This is a genomic window from Rhizobium sp. AAP116 (genome assembly GCF_001295785.1).
GTDB lineage: Bacteria > Pseudomonadota > Alphaproteobacteria > Rhizobiales > Rhizobiaceae > Allorhizobium.
Genome location: NZ_LJIB01000033.1, coordinates 12,742 through 27,058, shown reverse-complemented (window position 1 = coordinate 27,058; position 14,317 = coordinate 12,742). Strand labels below are relative to the sequence as shown.

The 14,317-nt window shown below is 61.9% G+C and carries 16 protein-coding genes and 1 riboswitch; of the genes, 5 read left to right on the top strand and 11 right to left on the bottom strand.

Annotated elements, in window-relative coordinates:
• Positions 1-283 precede the first annotated feature (283 nt).
• Complete coding sequence (locus tag IP85_RS18885) at positions 284-901, top strand: LysE family translocator (protein ID WP_197278030.1); 618 nt, start codon at positions 284-286, stop codon at positions 899-901.
• A 3-nt stretch (positions 902-904) separates the two neighbouring features.
• On the opposite strand, the gene IP85_RS18880 is transcribed toward IP85_RS18885, so the two are convergent.
• Together IP85_RS18880 and IP85_RS18875 are read right to left on the bottom strand one after the other, a co-directional pair.
• A complete protein-coding gene (locus IP85_RS18880) occupies positions 905-1,207 on the bottom strand; it encodes an NIPSNAP family protein (RefSeq protein ID WP_054151217.1) in 303 nt (100 codons plus the stop codon).
• Position 1,208: 1 nt separating this feature from the next.
• On the bottom strand, positions 1,209-2,111 hold the full coding sequence (locus tag IP85_RS18875; protein WP_054151216.1) for a DMT family transporter: 903 nt from the start codon (positions 2,109-2,111) through the stop codon (positions 1,209-1,211).
• Between the two features lie 127 nt (positions 2,112-2,238).
• Between IP85_RS18875 and IP85_RS18870 the strand changes: the two genes are divergently transcribed.
• Complete coding sequence (locus IP85_RS18870; protein ID WP_054151215.1) at positions 2,239-2,676, top strand: Lrp/AsnC family transcriptional regulator; 438 nt, start codon at positions 2,239-2,241, stop codon at positions 2,674-2,676.
• Positions 2,677-2,682: 6 nt separating this feature from the next.
• Here IP85_RS18870 and IP85_RS18865 read toward each other — a convergent pair whose 3' ends face one another.
• Positions 2,683-3,564 carry a GNAT family N-acetyltransferase gene (locus IP85_RS18865; protein ID WP_054151214.1) on the bottom strand — a complete coding sequence of 294 codons (882 nt, stop codon included), beginning with the start codon at positions 3,562-3,564 and terminating at the stop codon, positions 2,683-2,685.
• A gap of 7 nt (positions 3,565-3,571) precedes the next feature.
• Positions 3,572-4,048 carry a dUTP diphosphatase gene (dut, locus tag IP85_RS18860; RefSeq protein ID WP_054151213.1) on the bottom strand — a complete coding sequence of 159 codons (477 nt, stop codon included), beginning with the start codon at positions 4,046-4,048 and terminating at the stop codon, positions 3,572-3,574.
• A gap of 86 nt (positions 4,049-4,134) precedes the next feature.
• Between dut and IP85_RS18855 the strand changes: the two genes are divergently transcribed.
• Entirely contained in the window at positions 4,135-5,718 is a 1,584-nt protein-coding gene (locus tag IP85_RS18855; protein WP_054151212.1) for a peptide chain release factor 3, read from the top strand.
• A 46-nt stretch (positions 5,719-5,764) separates the two neighbouring features.
• Here IP85_RS18855 and IP85_RS18850 read toward each other — a convergent pair whose 3' ends face one another.
• The gene (locus IP85_RS18850) at positions 5,765-6,439 is read right to left on the bottom strand and encodes an HAD-IA family hydrolase (RefSeq protein WP_156322989.1); all 675 of its coding nucleotides are present in this window, start codon (positions 6,437-6,439) and stop codon (positions 5,765-5,767) included.
• 125 nt (positions 6,440-6,564) lie between these two features.
• Positions 6,565-6,661: riboswitch (TPP riboswitch) on the top strand.
• A 67-nt stretch (positions 6,662-6,728) separates the two neighbouring features.
• Here IP85_RS18850 and thiD point away from each other — a divergent pair.
• Positions 6,729-7,544, top strand: a complete 816-nt coding sequence (gene thiD / locus IP85_RS18845) for a bifunctional hydroxymethylpyrimidine kinase/phosphomethylpyrimidine kinase (protein WP_054151258.1) — start codon at positions 6,729-6,731, stop codon at positions 7,542-7,544.
• Between the two features lie 80 nt (positions 7,545-7,624).
• Here the strand turns inward: thiD and IP85_RS18840 are convergent, their stop codons facing one another.
• The gene (locus IP85_RS18840; RefSeq protein WP_054151211.1) at positions 7,625-8,536 is read right to left on the bottom strand and encodes a pirin family protein; all 912 of its coding nucleotides are present in this window, start codon (positions 8,534-8,536) and stop codon (positions 7,625-7,627) included.
• Between the two features lie 242 nt (positions 8,537-8,778).
• On the opposite strand from IP85_RS18840, the gene IP85_RS18835 reads away from it, so the two are divergent.
• Entirely contained in the window at positions 8,779-9,606 is an 828-nt protein-coding gene (locus tag IP85_RS18835; protein ID WP_054151210.1) for a class II glutamine amidotransferase, read from the top strand.
• Positions 9,607-9,614: 8 nt separating this feature from the next.
• Here IP85_RS18835 and IP85_RS18830 read toward each other — a convergent pair whose 3' ends face one another.
• From IP85_RS18830 to IP85_RS18810, 5 genes are all read right to left on the bottom strand, one after another.
• Complete coding sequence (locus tag IP85_RS18830; protein WP_054151209.1) at positions 9,615-9,968, bottom strand: MmcQ/YjbR family DNA-binding protein; 354 nt, start codon at positions 9,966-9,968, stop codon at positions 9,615-9,617.
• Positions 9,965-11,179: a bifunctional phosphopantothenoylcysteine decarboxylase/phosphopantothenate--cysteine ligase CoaBC gene (gene coaBC / locus IP85_RS18825; RefSeq protein WP_054151208.1), complete on the bottom strand. Its 1,215-nt coding sequence runs from the start codon at positions 11,177-11,179 to the stop codon at positions 9,965-9,967. The genes IP85_RS18830 and coaBC overlap by 4 nt, the downstream gene beginning before the upstream one ends.
• Before the next feature lie 89 nt (positions 11,180-11,268).
• A complete protein-coding gene (locus IP85_RS18820) occupies positions 11,269-12,309 on the bottom strand; it encodes a response regulator (RefSeq protein ID WP_054151207.1) in 1,041 nt (346 codons plus the stop codon).
• 13 nt (positions 12,310-12,322) lie between these two features.
• Positions 12,323-12,760 (bottom strand): response regulator, encoded by a 438-nt coding sequence (locus IP85_RS18815; RefSeq protein WP_054151206.1) that lies wholly within the window; start codon positions 12,758-12,760, stop codon positions 12,323-12,325.
• Positions 12,761-12,762: 2 nt separating this feature from the next.
• Positions 12,763-14,250, bottom strand: coding sequence for a CHASE3 domain-containing protein (locus IP85_RS18810; protein ID WP_054151205.1), 1,488 nt, complete (start codon positions 14,248-14,250; stop codon positions 12,763-12,765).
• Positions 14,251-14,317 lie beyond the last annotated feature (67 nt).

Here is a 14,317-nt window from a genome sequence, read left to right as displayed (position 1 = left end):
GAGGTCCTCCGCTCGCACTCAGTTCTATTGATTTTAAGAGCAATGGGAAAGCGCCTGGATTACGGCTCTTGCGCAAGATCCACGGCGATAGACGCGGCACAAACCCTGGCGCCGGATGTCGCCTGCGACATCGTTGGCGTGGCCGTACCATGACGGCCGCCGTCGTCGCGATCGTGCGTTTCCGGCGGACTTGTCTCGATGACACGATCTCGTTTGCGGTCGCTGGCGGACACGCATAATCCTGTAGGACCTCTCGGAGAACGCGCCTGTGCCCAGCCTCCCCATGCTTTTCGCCTTTGCCCTGATCTGCCTGGGCATGGTGCTGACACCGGGGCCGAACATGATCTATCTCGTCTCGCGCTCGATCTGTCAGGGGCCGATGGCGGGCCTCGTTTCGCTGGCGGGAGTGGCCCTCGGCTTCGTCGTTTATGTGCTGCTGACGGCGCTTGGGCTCACGGTCCTGCTGTTTGCAGTCCCCTTTGCCTATGACCTGCTCAAATTTGCCGGTGCTCTCTATCTGGCCTGGCTGGCCTGGCAGGCGCTGAAGCCCGGCGGCCGCTCGCCCTTCCAGGTCCGCGACCTGCCCGCCGACAGCAATCGAAAGCTCTTCCTGATGGGCTTCGTCACCAGCCTGCTGAACCCGAAAGTCGCCGTGCTCTATCTCTCGCTGCTGCCGCAATTCATCGATCCCGCTGGTGGCAGCGTGTTGATCCAGTCCCTGGCGCTCGGCTTCACCCAGGTGGTGATCAGCGTCACGGTCAATGGTTTGATCGCGCTCTCTGCCGGCTCCATCGCCCTCTTCCTGGCCGGTCGCCCCCTCTGGATGGTCATCCAGCGCTGGCTCATGGGCACGGTGCTCGCGGCTCTCGCCATCCGCATGGTCACGGAAGCGCAGCGTTGACGATCAGAACATCGGCCGCATGAAGCTGCGTGCGTAACGCAGGATGCAACGGGTCTCCTCGGCATAGGCGAAGGCCGCCTGGCACTCGGCATCTGCCGCCATCGCCGCGCGGTAGGCCTCATAGGTCGCGAGCGACGGAAAGCTGAACAGCGCGAGCGCGATGTCGTTTGCCCCTTCATGCGGCAGGAAATAGCCGTGGTGCTTGCCGCCGAGCCGATTGACCAGCGGGATCCAGAGGGCCGCATAATGCTCGAACTCCTTGAGCTTGTAGGGATCGATCTCATAACGCAGGCTGCAGGTGATCATGTCAGGCCTTTCGGGTTCCGGGCAGAAGATGTCGTGGCGTGAGGTTGAGGGTTGTACCCACGGCGGCAAGCAGGATCGCCGCGCCGCCCAGCGCCTGTCCGGGCGTCAGCACATGGCCATAGGCCAGGATATCCACCAGGATGGCGACGACAGGGTAGAGGAAGGAGAGCGTGCCCGTCAGCACGACCGGGAGCTTCTGGATCGCCGAATAGAGGAAGGCATACATCACCCCGGTGTGCACAACCCCTATGGTCGCCACCATGGCCCAGCTCTGCGGCGAGTTCGGCAGGGCATTGAAATCGGCGAGGGGCGCAAGGATGACGATACCGGTAAGAACCTGGACAAGGGCGATGACATAAGGCGACGTGCTGCGCAGCCGCCGGGTAACAAAGGCGGCCACCGCATAGCAAAAGGCGGCCGCAAGCGCGAGCAGGATGCCTGTGAGATATCCCTGGCCCGCATGACCGCTGAGGGATGTTCCGCTCACTGTCATCGCCAGCATTCCGGCGAAGGCCAGGCCCATCCAGCCGAGTTTGGCGGCGCCCACGCGCTCCCCGAGGAACAGCGCTCCGAGGCCGACGAGCATAAAGGGCTGAAAATTGTAGACGATCGTCGTGACAGAGATCGAGGCCAGCGGATAGGCCGAAAACAGCAGCAGCCAGTTCATCACCAGCGCCACACCGCCACCGGCCGCGATCAGGATACGCCTCGCATCGAGGCTAGACCCGGAAAAGGCCCTCAGGTGAAAGCAGAGCAAGGCGAGAACCGGAGCGCCGATCAGGCAGCGGAAGAAGACCACGTTGTAGGGGCTTTGGCCCGATTGCAGCACGAACCAGCCGATCGTGCCGGACATGACCATCGCAAAGGTCATGTCTAAGATTCCGCGCTTCGTAACATGGTTCATGGTCGATCTCCGAGTTTTCCGCAGTCTATGCCTGGAAAGTCGGGATTTCCTTTGCGCAAATTAGGTGTAGTCTCGCATCTGCGGAATTATGCGCAGGAGATCGGCGATGAATCCTAATTTTCCTCAAGTGCCGGATACGGCAGACCGCAAAATCGTTGACGCCCTCGCGCACGATGCTCGGCTGTCGCTGAAAGAACTGGCAGCACGCGCCGGTCTTTCGTCACCCGCCTGTTCCGAGCGTCTGCGCCGTCTGGAAGAGCGTGGCGTTCTCTTAGGCTATGCCGCAGACGTGTCTCTCGATGCTCTCGGCTATCCGTTGCAGGCCATCATGCGCGTGCGTCCGCTGCCGGGCATGCTGCATATCGTCGAGAAGATCATTCTGGAAACGCCAGAGATCATCGAGTGTGACAAGATTACCGGTGACGACTGCTTTGTGTGCCGCGTGGCCGTGCGCAACATGGCCGATCTCGACCGGGTCCACGACCGGATCACCGAGAAGGCGCAGACCAATACCGCAATGGTCAAGTCCACGCCCCTCAAGCGACGTCTGCCGCCGGTCCTGTGATAAGCACTAGAAATCAGCCATCGGTGACAACATGCTGGGAGTCGGGATGTCGGATGGCTGAAGCCCTCTGACCATCAGGGCGCAGGATCCGTCGTACACTCTGGCGTTCCCGCTCCATTCGAGACGGTCTGTCGGGAAGAATACCTCGATGCGGTCGTGCGGAACACTCAATGCGCCGCGGATCTCTGACATCGACGGTATCTGGCGGGCGGCGATATCGAGCATTTGCAATGTGCCGCGACGGAGCTTCCAGGCAAGGATGGTGTTGAAGCTGGGCAGGTAACTCAGCCTGATCTGCGGATCGAGCGCGGCATTGAGCAGAAACATTTCGGACTGGCGCACAACGGAAAGCTGACGAGAGACAGGCTCCCGATCGGCGAGGATCCTCAAGACAAGCGCAACATCGTCCTGGTTTTCCAAGTCGATTTCCCGCGCCTCGGCGTCCGCAGGCACCGTTTGTGTGACCTCGCCGCAGAAGCAGCATTGCGGCACAACTCGAAAACCATAGTCGTGATAGAGTTCCGGCTTGTCGGTTAGAAGAAAGCCGGCCTCGAAACCCTGTTTGTCTACCCAGGCAAAGGCGCGCTGCATCAGATCGCGATAGAGCCCTTGTCCACGAAACGCAGGGCGAACGGCACCCGATTGAAACCCAGCCGCCTTGACGACACGCCCTTTTATGAAAAGCGGTATGGAAAACACTGAGAAATTGGCAACGCAACGGCCAGCGCCGTCGAAATAGCCAAAGGGCATCGAGGACGGATCTGGCCCGCCGAAGCGGCTCTGCAGCCCGATGTCAATGCCGAACACGTCCTGCAGCAGGTCCGCGAGCGCTCGGAAGGCGTTCGGATCTTCGAAATAGCCTTCCCTGAGCGTCAGCGTTTCCAGCATTGGATTCCTACACCCCCGTCGATCCGAACCCGCCGGCACCGCGCGCCGTGTCGCTCGTCTCGGTCACTTCGGTCACGCGCACCTGCGTCACCGGTGCGATAACCATCTGGGCGATCCGCATGCCGCGGGTGATGACGAAATTCTCCTGGCCGAGATTGATCAGCAGCACCTTCACCTCGCCGCGATAGTCGCTGTCGATGGTGCCGGGTGTGTTGAGGCATGTCACGCCGTTCTTGAAGGCCAGACCCGAGCGTGGGCGGACCTGGGCTTCGAAACCTTCAGGGATTTCCATGATGAAGCCGGTGGGCACCAGCGCCCGCGCGCCCGGGGCAAGCGTCAGCGGCTCTCCATCGGACACCGCTGCCCTCAGATCCATTCCCGCCGCTCCTGCCGTTTCATAGGCGGGCAGATCAAGCCCTTGCCCATGCGGCAGACGCTTGAGGTTGAGCACGGGGCCGAGGATGTCGGTGCGGATGGCAGCCATGGCGAGATTCCTTTGTTTGTCGCGCTCAATTGCATATTGGCCGTCGAAACGCTAGATAACCGCCCGACCAGAAGGACTCCTGAGATATGGCTGAAACGCTCGCCGAGGCGGTCTCCCGCCGCCGCACCTTTGCTATTATCGCGCACCCGGATGCGGGTAAGACGACGCTGACCGAAAAGCTGCTGTTGTTCGGCGGCGCCATTCAGCTTGCCGGTGAAGTCAAGGCGAAGAAGGATCGCATCCAGACCCGGTCGGACTGGATGAAGATCGAACGCGAGCGCGGCATTTCGGTCGTGACCTCGGTCATGACCTTCGAATATGAAGGCCATGTCTTCAACATTCTCGATACGCCTGGCCACGAAGACTTCGCCGACGACACCTATCGCACGCTGACGGCAGTCGACGCCGCCGTCATGGTCATCGACGCCGCCAAGGGTATCGAGCCGCGGACCTTGAAGCTGTTCGAGGTCTGCCGCATGCGCGACATTCCGATCATCACCTTCATCAACAAGATGGACCGCGAAAGCCGCGACCCCTTCGAGATCCTCGACGAGGTCGAAGAGAAGCTGGCGCTGGACACGGCACCGATCACCTGGCCCGTCGGCCGTTCCAAGACCTTCTGCGGCTCCTATAATCTGGCCAACAACACCTATCGGGGCGGCGATGCCCAGGTCGAGCCGCTCAAGGTCAACGGTCCGCAGAGCGTGGCGGAGAACCTGCCCGAAAACGAGCGCCAGACCTTCATCGACGAGCTCGAACTCGCCCGCGAAGCCTGCCGGCCCTTCGATCGCCAGAGCTTCCTCGAAGGCCACATGACGCCTGTCTTCTTCGGCTCTGCACTGCGCAACTTCGGTGTCCGCGACCTCATTAATGCGCTGGGTGCCTATGCGCCCCCGCCGCGCGACCAGGTGGCTGACACCCGCACGGTGCATGCCGCCGAAGATAAAATGACCGCCTTCGTCTTCAAGATCCAGGCCAACATGGACCCGAACCACCGCGACCGCATCGCTTTTGCCCGCATCTGCTCCGGCAAGCTCGAGCGCGGCATGAAGGCGCGCCTGGCCCGCACCGGCAAGCAGATGGGCCTGACGGCGCCGCAGTTCTTCTTCGCCTCGCAGCGTCAGCTGGCGGATACGGCCTATGCCGGTGACGTCGTCGGCATCCCGAACCACGGGACGCTCCGCATTGGCGACACGCTGACCGAAGGCGAAAACCTCGTCTTCCAGGGCGTGCCGAACTTCTCGCCGGAAATCCTGCGCCGTGTGCGGCTCGAAGATGCGATGAAGGCGAAGAAGCTGAAGGAAGCCCTGCAGCAGATGGCGGAAGAGGGCGTCGTGCAGCTCTTCTCGCCTGAAGACGGCTCGCCGGCCATCGTCGGCGTCGTCGGTGCACTGCAGCTCGACGTCCTGAAGGAGCGACTGCAGGGCGAATACGGTCTGCCGGTGTCCTTCGAAATGTCGCGCTTCTCCGTCTGCCGCTGGATCTCGGCCGAGAACAAGGACGATCTGGAAAAGTTCATGACCCAGCGCCGTGGCGACATCTGCCGGGATCTCGACGGCGACCCGGTCTTCATGGCGCAGGACCAGTTCTCGCTGCGCTACGAGTCCGAACGTTACCCCGCGATCAAGATGGTCGCCATCAAGGAGTATCACGTCGCCAAGGCGGCGTGAATTTGGTCGCGGGCGGTGACGGTCGTGCCGTCGCCGCCGGGTCGGCTTATTCTGCCGCCTTGATCCGCAGTCTCTGGGATGCGTCGAATTCCACCCTCAGCTGCTCATAACTCGCAATCGTCGGATGGGACGTCTCCAGCGGATGCGCGTGCGTCGCCGTGATCACGGCGACATCTGCCCCTGCCGCTTCTCCGGCTCTGACGCCGGCCAGCACATCCTCAAACACCAGGCAGCGCGATGCAGCGACACCGAGCCGCTCTGCACCGAGCCGGTAGCCGGCCGGATCAGGCTTGCCGATCTTCACGTCTTCCGCCGTCACGATCTGCAGCGGCTGTGGCAGGCCGGCAGCCCCGATACGGGCGCGGGCAAGGGCTGATGGAGCCGAGGTCACGATCGCCCAGCGTTCGGCGGGCAAGCTTTTCAGAAAGTCGATGGCGCCGGGGATCGGCATGATACCGTCGAGATCCTCGATCTCGCCGCGCTCCACCTCGAGCGCTTCCTTCACCACATCGATGCCGGGCAGGTTCAGGGCGCTGATGGTGTCGATCCCGCGCTTGCCATGCATGGTCGGCAGGAAGGTTTCGAGATCCAGACCGTGCTTCAGTGCCCAGAGGCTCCAGACGCGCTCGGCAGCGGCGATCGAATTGAGCAGCGTTCCGTCCATGTCGAAGAGAAAGCCATCATAGGAGCGGTCGAAAAGGCGGTCTGGCGCGTGATGCAAGGCAATCTCCTCGGGTCGGTTGGATATCCCGGCCTCCCTAGCGGCTCTGCTCGTCGGCTGCAAACGCTGAATGGGAATGACGAGAGACCCAGGTGACAGGAACGATGCTGTCGCATAGTCTGGCGCCTGAGAGACAGGGGCGTCTGGCGCAAGCCGGGCTGAGAAGCACCCTTTGAACCTGAACCAGATCATGCTGGCGGAGGGAGTCGCTCGGGTGTCGCGCCAGATATATCCGCGCTGTGCCCGCTGCGTCTCCGCCGCCTTGGGAGACGCAGACATGAGATCATCCATCATCCGCAACGTGCTGACCATCGCCGGCTCCGACCCTTCCGGTGGGGCGGGCATCCAGGCCGATCTCAAGGCCTTTTCGGCCCGCGGTTGCTACGGAATGGCTGCTATCACGGCGCTGACGGCGCAGAACACGACGGGCGTCTCGGCCGTCGTGCCGCTCGATCCCGGTTTTGTCGCCGAGCAGATCCGCATGGTTTTTGCCGATGTCAGGGTCGATGCGGTGAAGATCGGCATGATCGCCAATGTTGGCATTGCCTCGGCCGTCGCCGAAGCGCTGAAAGCCTATCGCGGCATCCCTGTTGTTCTCGATCCCGTCATGATCGCTAAGGGCGGCGCATCGCTGCTTGATCCGGATGCGGTCGCGGCCTTGACGGAGGACTTGTTGCCGCTCGCGACGCTCCTGACGCCGAACCTGCCGGAGGCTGCAGCCCTGCTCGGTGATCCCGAGGCTTTCGACCGCCGCATCATGGAATCCCAGGCCATCAGGCTGACAGCACTCGGACCCCGGGCTGTGCTGCTCAAGGGTGGCCATCTGGCAGGTCCGGAAAGCCCGGATGTGCTGGTTGCGGATGGCCAGGTGACCTGGTTCGAGGCGGAACGGATCCTAACGCGCAATACGCATGGCACTGGCTGTTCTCTGTCGAGCGCGCTCGCTGCCGAATTGGCAAAGGGGCTGGAGCCACAGGAGGCCGTGCGTGTTGCCAAGGCCTGGCTGGCGGAGGCTGTTCGGCGTTCCGATGCGCTGACCGTTGGTTCAGGACATGGGCCGGTGCATCATTTCCACGCGCTCTGGCCGGCGCCTGCACAGACTTGATCTCTGAGGCGGTGTATGCAGACAAAAAAGAAAACCCGGCGCTGGAGACGCCGGGTTGAAGTGAACTTGACTGCGTGGGGTTAATGATCGGCCTTGATAAAGGTTCCGTTCTGCAGCTCCTTCATCGCCTGCATCAGTTCTTCCCGCGTGTTCATGACGATCGGACCATGCCAGGCGACTGGCTCCTTGATCGGCTTGCCGGTGACCAGCAGGAAGCGGATGCCCTGATCGCCGGCCTGAACGGTGATCTCGTCGCCGGTGTCGAAAACGACAAGCGTCCGGTTGCCAGAGAGGTCGCGGATGTTCAGCTCTTCGCCCATATATTCCTTCTCGACCTTGACGCCGAAGGGCTTGGACGCGTCCCGGAACGAGCCGGAGCCTGCAAAAATATAGGCGAATGCCGAGCGATAGGTATCGACCGGGAAAGTCTTGCGCTTGCCCGGCGGCACCGAGATATCGAGATAGACGGGCTCGGCAGCGATGCCGTCGACCGGGCCGCTCTTGCCCCAGAAGTCGCCACAGATGACGCGAACCGACGTGCCGTCATCATCGATGACCACAGGGATCTCAGGCGACTTGATGTCCTGGTAGCGTGGCTTCGTCATCTTAAGCGACGATGGCAGGTTGGCCCAGAGCTGGAAGCCGTGCATGCGGCCGGCGAAATCGCCCTTCGGCATTTCCTGATGCAGGATCCCGCTGCCCGCCGTCATCCATTGCAGGTCGCCTGCGCCCAGCATCCCCTGGTTGCCCAGGCTGTCGCCATGCTCGACGGTGCCGGCCAGCACATAGGTGATCGTCTCGATGCCGCGATGCGGATGCCAGGGGAACCCGCGGACGTAGTCCATCGGCTCGTCGTTGCGGAAGTCGTCCATCATCAGGAAGGGGTCGGTCATCGAGGGATCGCCGAAGCCGAAGACGCGGTGCAGCTTGACGCCGGCGCCTTCCATGGTCGGCGTGGCGCGGCTCTCATGCTTGACAGGGCGAATGGACATTGGCGGACCTCCTCGGGGAACGGGCTCGTTGCTTGGGAAGCAATATAGGCGAGAGAACCATGGCACGCAGGCCCGCCGGGCAAAACGCAGTGTTCACTTTTGTGCCAGTCGACAGCAGGAAGAATGTTGCACTGCCCGACAAAATTTTGTCATGAAGGATGCGATGTTTGCAAATCATTAGTCTATCGGGCGAAGACTACCGAAGATTCGCAGTCGGTCGATGGACCTGGGGCAGAATTCATATGTGTCGTTGGGCAGCTTACCGTGGTGTTCCGATCTTCCTCGAGGAGCTGGTGACCTCGCCTGCGCATTCCCTTATCGAGCAATCGCATTGCGCAACCCGCGCCAAGACCGCCACCAACGGCGATGGCTTCGGTCTCGCCTGGTATGGTGACCGCCCCGAGCCGGGCCGCTTCCGGGATGTGCTGCCGGCCTGGTCCGACTGCAATCTGAAGAGCCTCGCAAGCCAGATTCGCTCGCCGCTGTTTCTCGCGCATGTCCGCGCTGCAACCCATGGCGCCACCCGCCGCGACAACTGCCATCCCTTCGTCCAGGGGAACTGGTCCTTCATGCACAACGGCCAGATCGACAATTTCGATCGCATCCGCCGGCCGATGGAAGGCATGCTGGACGATGAGCATTTCCATGCCCGTGTTGGCACGACCGACAGCGAACTGCTCTTCCTGCTGGCCCTTCAGTTCGGATTGCGTGAGCGCCCTATCGCGGCCATGAGCGAGGCCGTCGGCTTCGTCGAGCAGATCAGCTTGCATCTGACCGGCACCGCCCGCATCCGCATGACGGCTGCCTTTTCCGATGGCAAGACGCTCTATGCCGTGCGCTACTCGACGGACGAATATGCTCCAACGTTGTTTGCAGCGCCCATGGGGCCGAAGGGCAGCTTCTGTCTCGTGTCGGAGCCGCTGAACGACGAGACGGATACCTGGGTGGAAATTCCCGCAGGCAGTGCCGTGATCCTCAGCGAAAACGGTCTGGATGCCGCCGAGTTCAAGCCTGACGTCGAGCGCACACGGGTCGAGCAGATCCGTCAGCCGGCGATGGCTGCGGTCTGATCACAGCTTTACTCGACGATGCCGAGTTCGGCGCGCAGCTTGCGGGTCAGCGACGCACTGACCGTGCGATAGGAGCGGGTGAGATACTCCATAAGGTCGGCTTCGCCGAGCTCGCTGTCTGGTTCGACGCTGACCCATTTGCGCTTGGCGAAATAGGGCGCCTGTGACACGCCTCTGAGCGATGTCAGGATCTCGAAGCTTTCTTCGCTGACCTTGAACGTCAACCGGCTTTCACTGTTGGTGAGCAGCGCAAAGACCTTGTCTCCGACCTTGGCGACACGGCTGTCCCATTGGTCGACTTGCGTGGTGCCGGCGAAACCTTGGACAAAGGCGTCGAAGCCGGATCGCGTAAAAAGGCTCATGCGCCGGTCCCGCCGATCTGGGTCGCGATCCAGAGTGCCAGCCGTTCCGCCACTTCGTCCTTGGAAAGGTCCGGCCAGGCCTCGACCCCGTCGCGGGAAATCAGCTTCACCCGGTTGCGATCGCCCCCCATGATGCCGGTCTCGGGCGAGACATCATTGGCGACGATTAGGTCGGCACCCTTGCGCTCAAGCTTGGAGCGGCCGTTTTCCTCGACATTCTGGGTCTCTGCGGCAAAGCCGACAACGAGCCGTGGGCGCTGAGGATGATGGCCGACGGTCTTGAGGATGTCAGGGTTTTCCGTGAGTTCGAGCGGCGGCGGCGCCTCGCCGGGCTGCTTCTTGATCTTCTGCTCCGCCGAGGACGCAACACGCCAGTCGGCGACGGCGGCAACCATGACGGCGATGTCGGCCGGAAGTGCCGAGAGCACGGCATCGCGCATCTCCTCGGCCCGCTCCACATGCCGCGTCTGAACGCCCACGGGATCGGCAATGGTTACGGGGCCGGAGACCAGGGTAACCTCGGCGCCCAGGCGGGCAAGGGCTGCCGCAATCGCGTGGCCCTGCTTACCGGAGGAGCGATTGGCGATGTAGCGCACGGGATCGATCGGTTCATGCGTCGGGCCCGAGGTCACGACGGCTGTCATGCCCGCAAGCGGTTTCGGCCCGGAGAGCATGTCTTCGACACGGTCCGCGATGTCGATCGGCTCGGCCATACGACCGCGCCCGCGCTCGCCGCTTTCCGCCATCTCGCCTTCCATCGGGCCGATGGCCTTGATGCCGTCACGTTGCAGTGTGGCGTAGTTCCGCTGTGTTGCCGGATGCGCCCACATCTTCGGGTTCATGGCAGGCGCAATCAGCACGGGACGGTCGGTCGCAAGCAGCACTGTGGATGCAAGATCATCCGCCAGCCCGTTCGCCATCTTCGCCATCAAATCGGCGGTCGCGGGCGCGACAAGCACGAGATCGCATTCGCGCGCCAGCCGGATATGGCCGACATCCTGCTCGTCTTCGCGGGAGAAGAGTTCGGTATAGACATGGGAGGCCGAGAGAGCGCCAACAGCAAGCGGCGTGACGAACTCCTGGGCGCCACGCGTCATGATGGGCCGCACGCTCGCACCGCGCTCCCTGAGCCTCCTGATGAGGTCGAGGCTCTTGTAGGCGGCTATGCCGCCCGCGATAACAAGCAAAATCCGCTTTCCGACCAAGCTCATGGAATGCAACCCTTTCTCTGCGGTCGCGACCCTAGCGCAATTCCGGTCGCTGGCAAATCGTGGAGACTGGGACTGGTAAACGGCGTGGCTCAAGCCCCGCTGTCGAGCTTGAGCGGGACTTCCGCCACGGTGCCAGGCGTGCCTTCGAGATAACGCAGACCGTCTCCCAGCGTCGAGGCCATGGATTTGACGATCCGGCTCCCGAGACCGGTTCCCTTCGGCGCGCTCTGGGGATCAATGCCGACCCCGTCGTCCTCGACCCGGAGCAGCGCCTCGCCGTTGCCCATCGTTTTCAGATGCACCCTGATGTCACCCGGCTGGCCGGTCGCATAGGCGTATTTGAAGGCGTTGGTCACGAGTTCGGTGACGATCATGCCGACCGAAACCGCCTTGTCGGCGCTGAGAGATATGGGATCGGCATCGAGCAGCAGGCGCACCGGCTTTTCGGCGCTGTGCAGGGAATTGTAGAGCTCGACGGTGAGACGGTTGAGGTAACGATCAAGCTCCACCCGGCTGACGTCGTCGGAGGTGTAGAGACTGCGGTGCATGCCGGCGATGGCTGTGATGCGCGCCTGGGTTTCGGCCAGTTCCGCCTTCACTTCATCGCTGCGGGCCGCCGAGATCTGCAGCCTGAGCAGGCTGGCGACCAGCGCCAGCGAGTTGGCGACGCGATGGTTGACCTCGGCCAGCAGCGCCTCGGCACGTTCCTTACCAAGTCTGATCTCTTCATCGGCGCGGGCCTTCGCTGCACGCAGCTGGGCGTTGGCGACCGTCTGCTCGATCGCGCTCGACAAGAGTGACAGGAAGTCGTCGCTGACTGTCTTGATCACGTAGTCCGCAGCACCCGCCTTGATCGCCTCGATAGCGACCTGCGCCTCGTTGGACCCGGTGACATAGACCACCGGCACATCGATCTCGGCATCGCGCATGCGGCCGAGCACGTCGTGGCCGGTCGTCTGGCGCAGGTAATGATCGAGCACGACGACGTCGAATGCGGCCGTCTTCAGGAGTTCAAGCGCGTCTTCGGCGTTCTCGGCATGCGACACCTCATGACCAAGCCGTCCCATATGCCTCTGGACCAGCCGGGCAATGGCAGCATCGTCATCGATGTAGAGAACGCTGAAGCTCATCGCCTGCCCGCCATCAGGGGATTTGCATGACGGAGAAGAACAGTCCGAGCTGGCGAATGGCGTTGGCGAAATTGTCGTAATCGACAGGTTTGGTAATATAGACATTGGCCCCGAGATCGTAGCAGCGCTGGATTTCGCGTTCGTCATCCGTCGTCGTGAGGATGACGACCGGGAGCCGTCGCGTGTGCGGATTGGATTTAATCTGGTCGAGAATATCGGTGCCCGACATGTCGGGCAGATTGAGGTCGAGCAGGATCAACAGGTAGCGGTCTTCTGAAATCTTGCCGCTACGATCCTTGCCCAGCACATAGTCCAGCGCTTCGGTGCCGTTGGTGAAGGGCACGATCTCGTTGTTGACGCCGGCCCGACGCACGTTCTTTTCGATCAGACGGGCGTGACCCTCGTCGTCTTCGACCATGACAATGGTGACTTCTTTACCCACGGCTTTCATTATCAACTCCGTACCAAGCGTGACAGATCAGATGGCAGTCGCAGTACGAAGGTTGACCCTTCTCCTAAACGGGATTGAACGGTGATCTCCCCCCCAAGGTTCCGTGCCAGTGAGCGGACATGGGCAAGGCCGATGCCTTCACCCGATTGGTCCTGCTGACCGGCGCGGCGGAAAAGTTCGAAAATGCGTTCGTGGTCCTGCTCTGCAACGCCACGGCCATTGTCCTGCACCTCGATCCTTACCATGTGACGCCCTTCGGGCGCGGTTCGGACGGCGAGCGTCAGGGGCCGTTGGGGATGCTTGTATTTGATAGCATTATCGAAAAGGTTACCAAGAATTTGTTCGACCGACAATCGATCGGTGTTCAGGCGGGTGGCCTTGATGTCGATATCGATGCTGCCGTCGCTTTCGCTGATCTGGTGATAGACGCTGTTGGTGATGGTCTCCAGCAGGGGCTGCAGTTCGACGATTTCGGGCTTCAGCTGGCGTCGCCCGTCGCGCGAGATCTTCAGGATCGCGTTGATCAGTCCGTCCATCTTCTTGGTCGACGAGCGGATGAAGCCGATGGCTTCGGGCAGGTCTTCCGACGCAGCCAGTCTGGCCTCGCGGATCTCCTCTTCGGACACCGGCTTGCCGTCGTTCAGGACATAGGCCTGCAAGGATTTCAGCGAGGCGTCGAGCTCTGCGGTAAAGCCCATGATGTTCACGAGCGGTGCCCTCAGGTCATGGGTGACGATATAGGCGAAGCGCTGGATCTCCTGGTTTGCCTGCATGAGGTCCTCGGTGCGCTCCGCAACACGGGCTTCCAGGCCCTCGTTCAACACCTCGACCTCCCGCCTGGAAGCTGCAAGCGCCCGCACATGCTGTGCAACGACCAGGATCGCACCACCCATCACGGCTATGATGGCGATGCCGCCGCCGACCGTGATCCACTGAAGCTGCTGGGTCGCACTGATCTGCGCCTCGGTTCCCCGGTCGACATTCGCGTCCGAAAGTTCCTTGAACTGATCGAGCATGGAGCGGATGTCGTCCATAAGCTCACGACCGACATCGCTCTGGATCAATTCGACGGCCTGAGCCTGCTCGCCGCTGCGCATGAGATTGATGGCCTGCCCCATCTCGGCGAGCTTTCCCCGGATCCGGTCGCGCAACCGGTCCATCTGGGCTGCCTTGACCGGGCGATCGGCAACCGCTGTCGCCAGCCGGTCGACCTCTTCCCGGATCGCGCCGACGGCGGACTCGTAAGGTTCAAGAAATAGCTCGTCCTGCGTGATAACAAAACCACGTTGGCCGGTCTCGGCGTCGGTCAGCTTCTGCATGAGGTCGGCGGCCATGCGCCGGATGTTACGCTCCTGCAGGATATATTCGAAGGTCGCCTGGGTGCGCTCGACGAGACCAAAGGTCGCGACGATAATGCCGATGAGGATTGCGGTGCCAATCAGGAGAAAGAGCAGCGTGGACCGAACGAAGCCGGTTTGGGTGGCAGACATGTCACTCCTGACGGAACATAAAGCGCGTTAGGTGGTTCCAACGCACGATCGATATGTTTGTTCCATC

Bases quoted from the DNA above. Each gene is read 5' to 3' on its own strand.
- IP85_RS18820 (WP_054151207.1), bottom strand. From the start codon at position 12,309: ATGAGCTTCAGCGTTCTCTACATCGATGACGATGCTGCCATTGCCCGG.
- IP85_RS18810 (WP_054151205.1), bottom strand. From the start codon at position 14,250: ATGTCTGCCACCCAAACCGGCTTCGTTCGGTCCACGCTGCTCTTTCTC.
- IP85_RS18880 (WP_054151217.1), bottom strand. From the start codon at position 1,207: ATGATCACCTGCAGCCTGCGTTATGAGATCGATCCCTACAAGCTCAAG.
- IP85_RS18885 (WP_197278030.1), top strand. From the start codon at position 284: ATGCTTTTCGCCTTTGCCCTGATCTGCCTGGGCATGGTGCTGACACCG.
- coaBC (WP_054151208.1), bottom strand. From the start codon at position 11,179: ATGAGCTTGGTCGGAAAGCGGATTTTGCTTGTTATCGCGGGCGGCATA.
- IP85_RS18865 (WP_054151214.1), bottom strand. From the start codon at position 3,564: ATGCTGGAAACGCTGACGCTCAGGGAAGGCTATTTCGAAGATCCGAAC.
- dut (WP_054151213.1), bottom strand. From the start codon at position 4,048: ATGGCTGCCATCCGCACCGACATCCTCGGCCCCGTGCTCAACCTCAAG.
- IP85_RS18830 (WP_054151209.1), bottom strand. From the start codon at position 9,968: ATGAGCCTTTTTACGCGATCCGGCTTCGACGCCTTTGTCCAAGGTTTC.
- IP85_RS18875 (WP_054151216.1), bottom strand. From the start codon at position 2,111: ATGAACCATGTTACGAAGCGCGGAATCTTAGACATGACCTTTGCGATG.
- IP85_RS18815 (WP_054151206.1), bottom strand. From the start codon at position 12,760: ATGAAAGCCGTGGGTAAAGAAGTCACCATTGTCATGGTCGAAGACGAC.
- IP85_RS18835 (WP_054151210.1), top strand. From the start codon at position 8,779: ATGTGTCGTTGGGCAGCTTACCGTGGTGTTCCGATCTTCCTCGAGGAG.
- IP85_RS18855 (WP_054151212.1), top strand. From the start codon at position 4,135: ATGGCTGAAACGCTCGCCGAGGCGGTCTCCCGCCGCCGCACCTTTGCT.
- IP85_RS18840 (WP_054151211.1), bottom strand. From the start codon at position 8,536: ATGTCCATTCGCCCTGTCAAGCATGAGAGCCGCGCCACGCCGACCATG.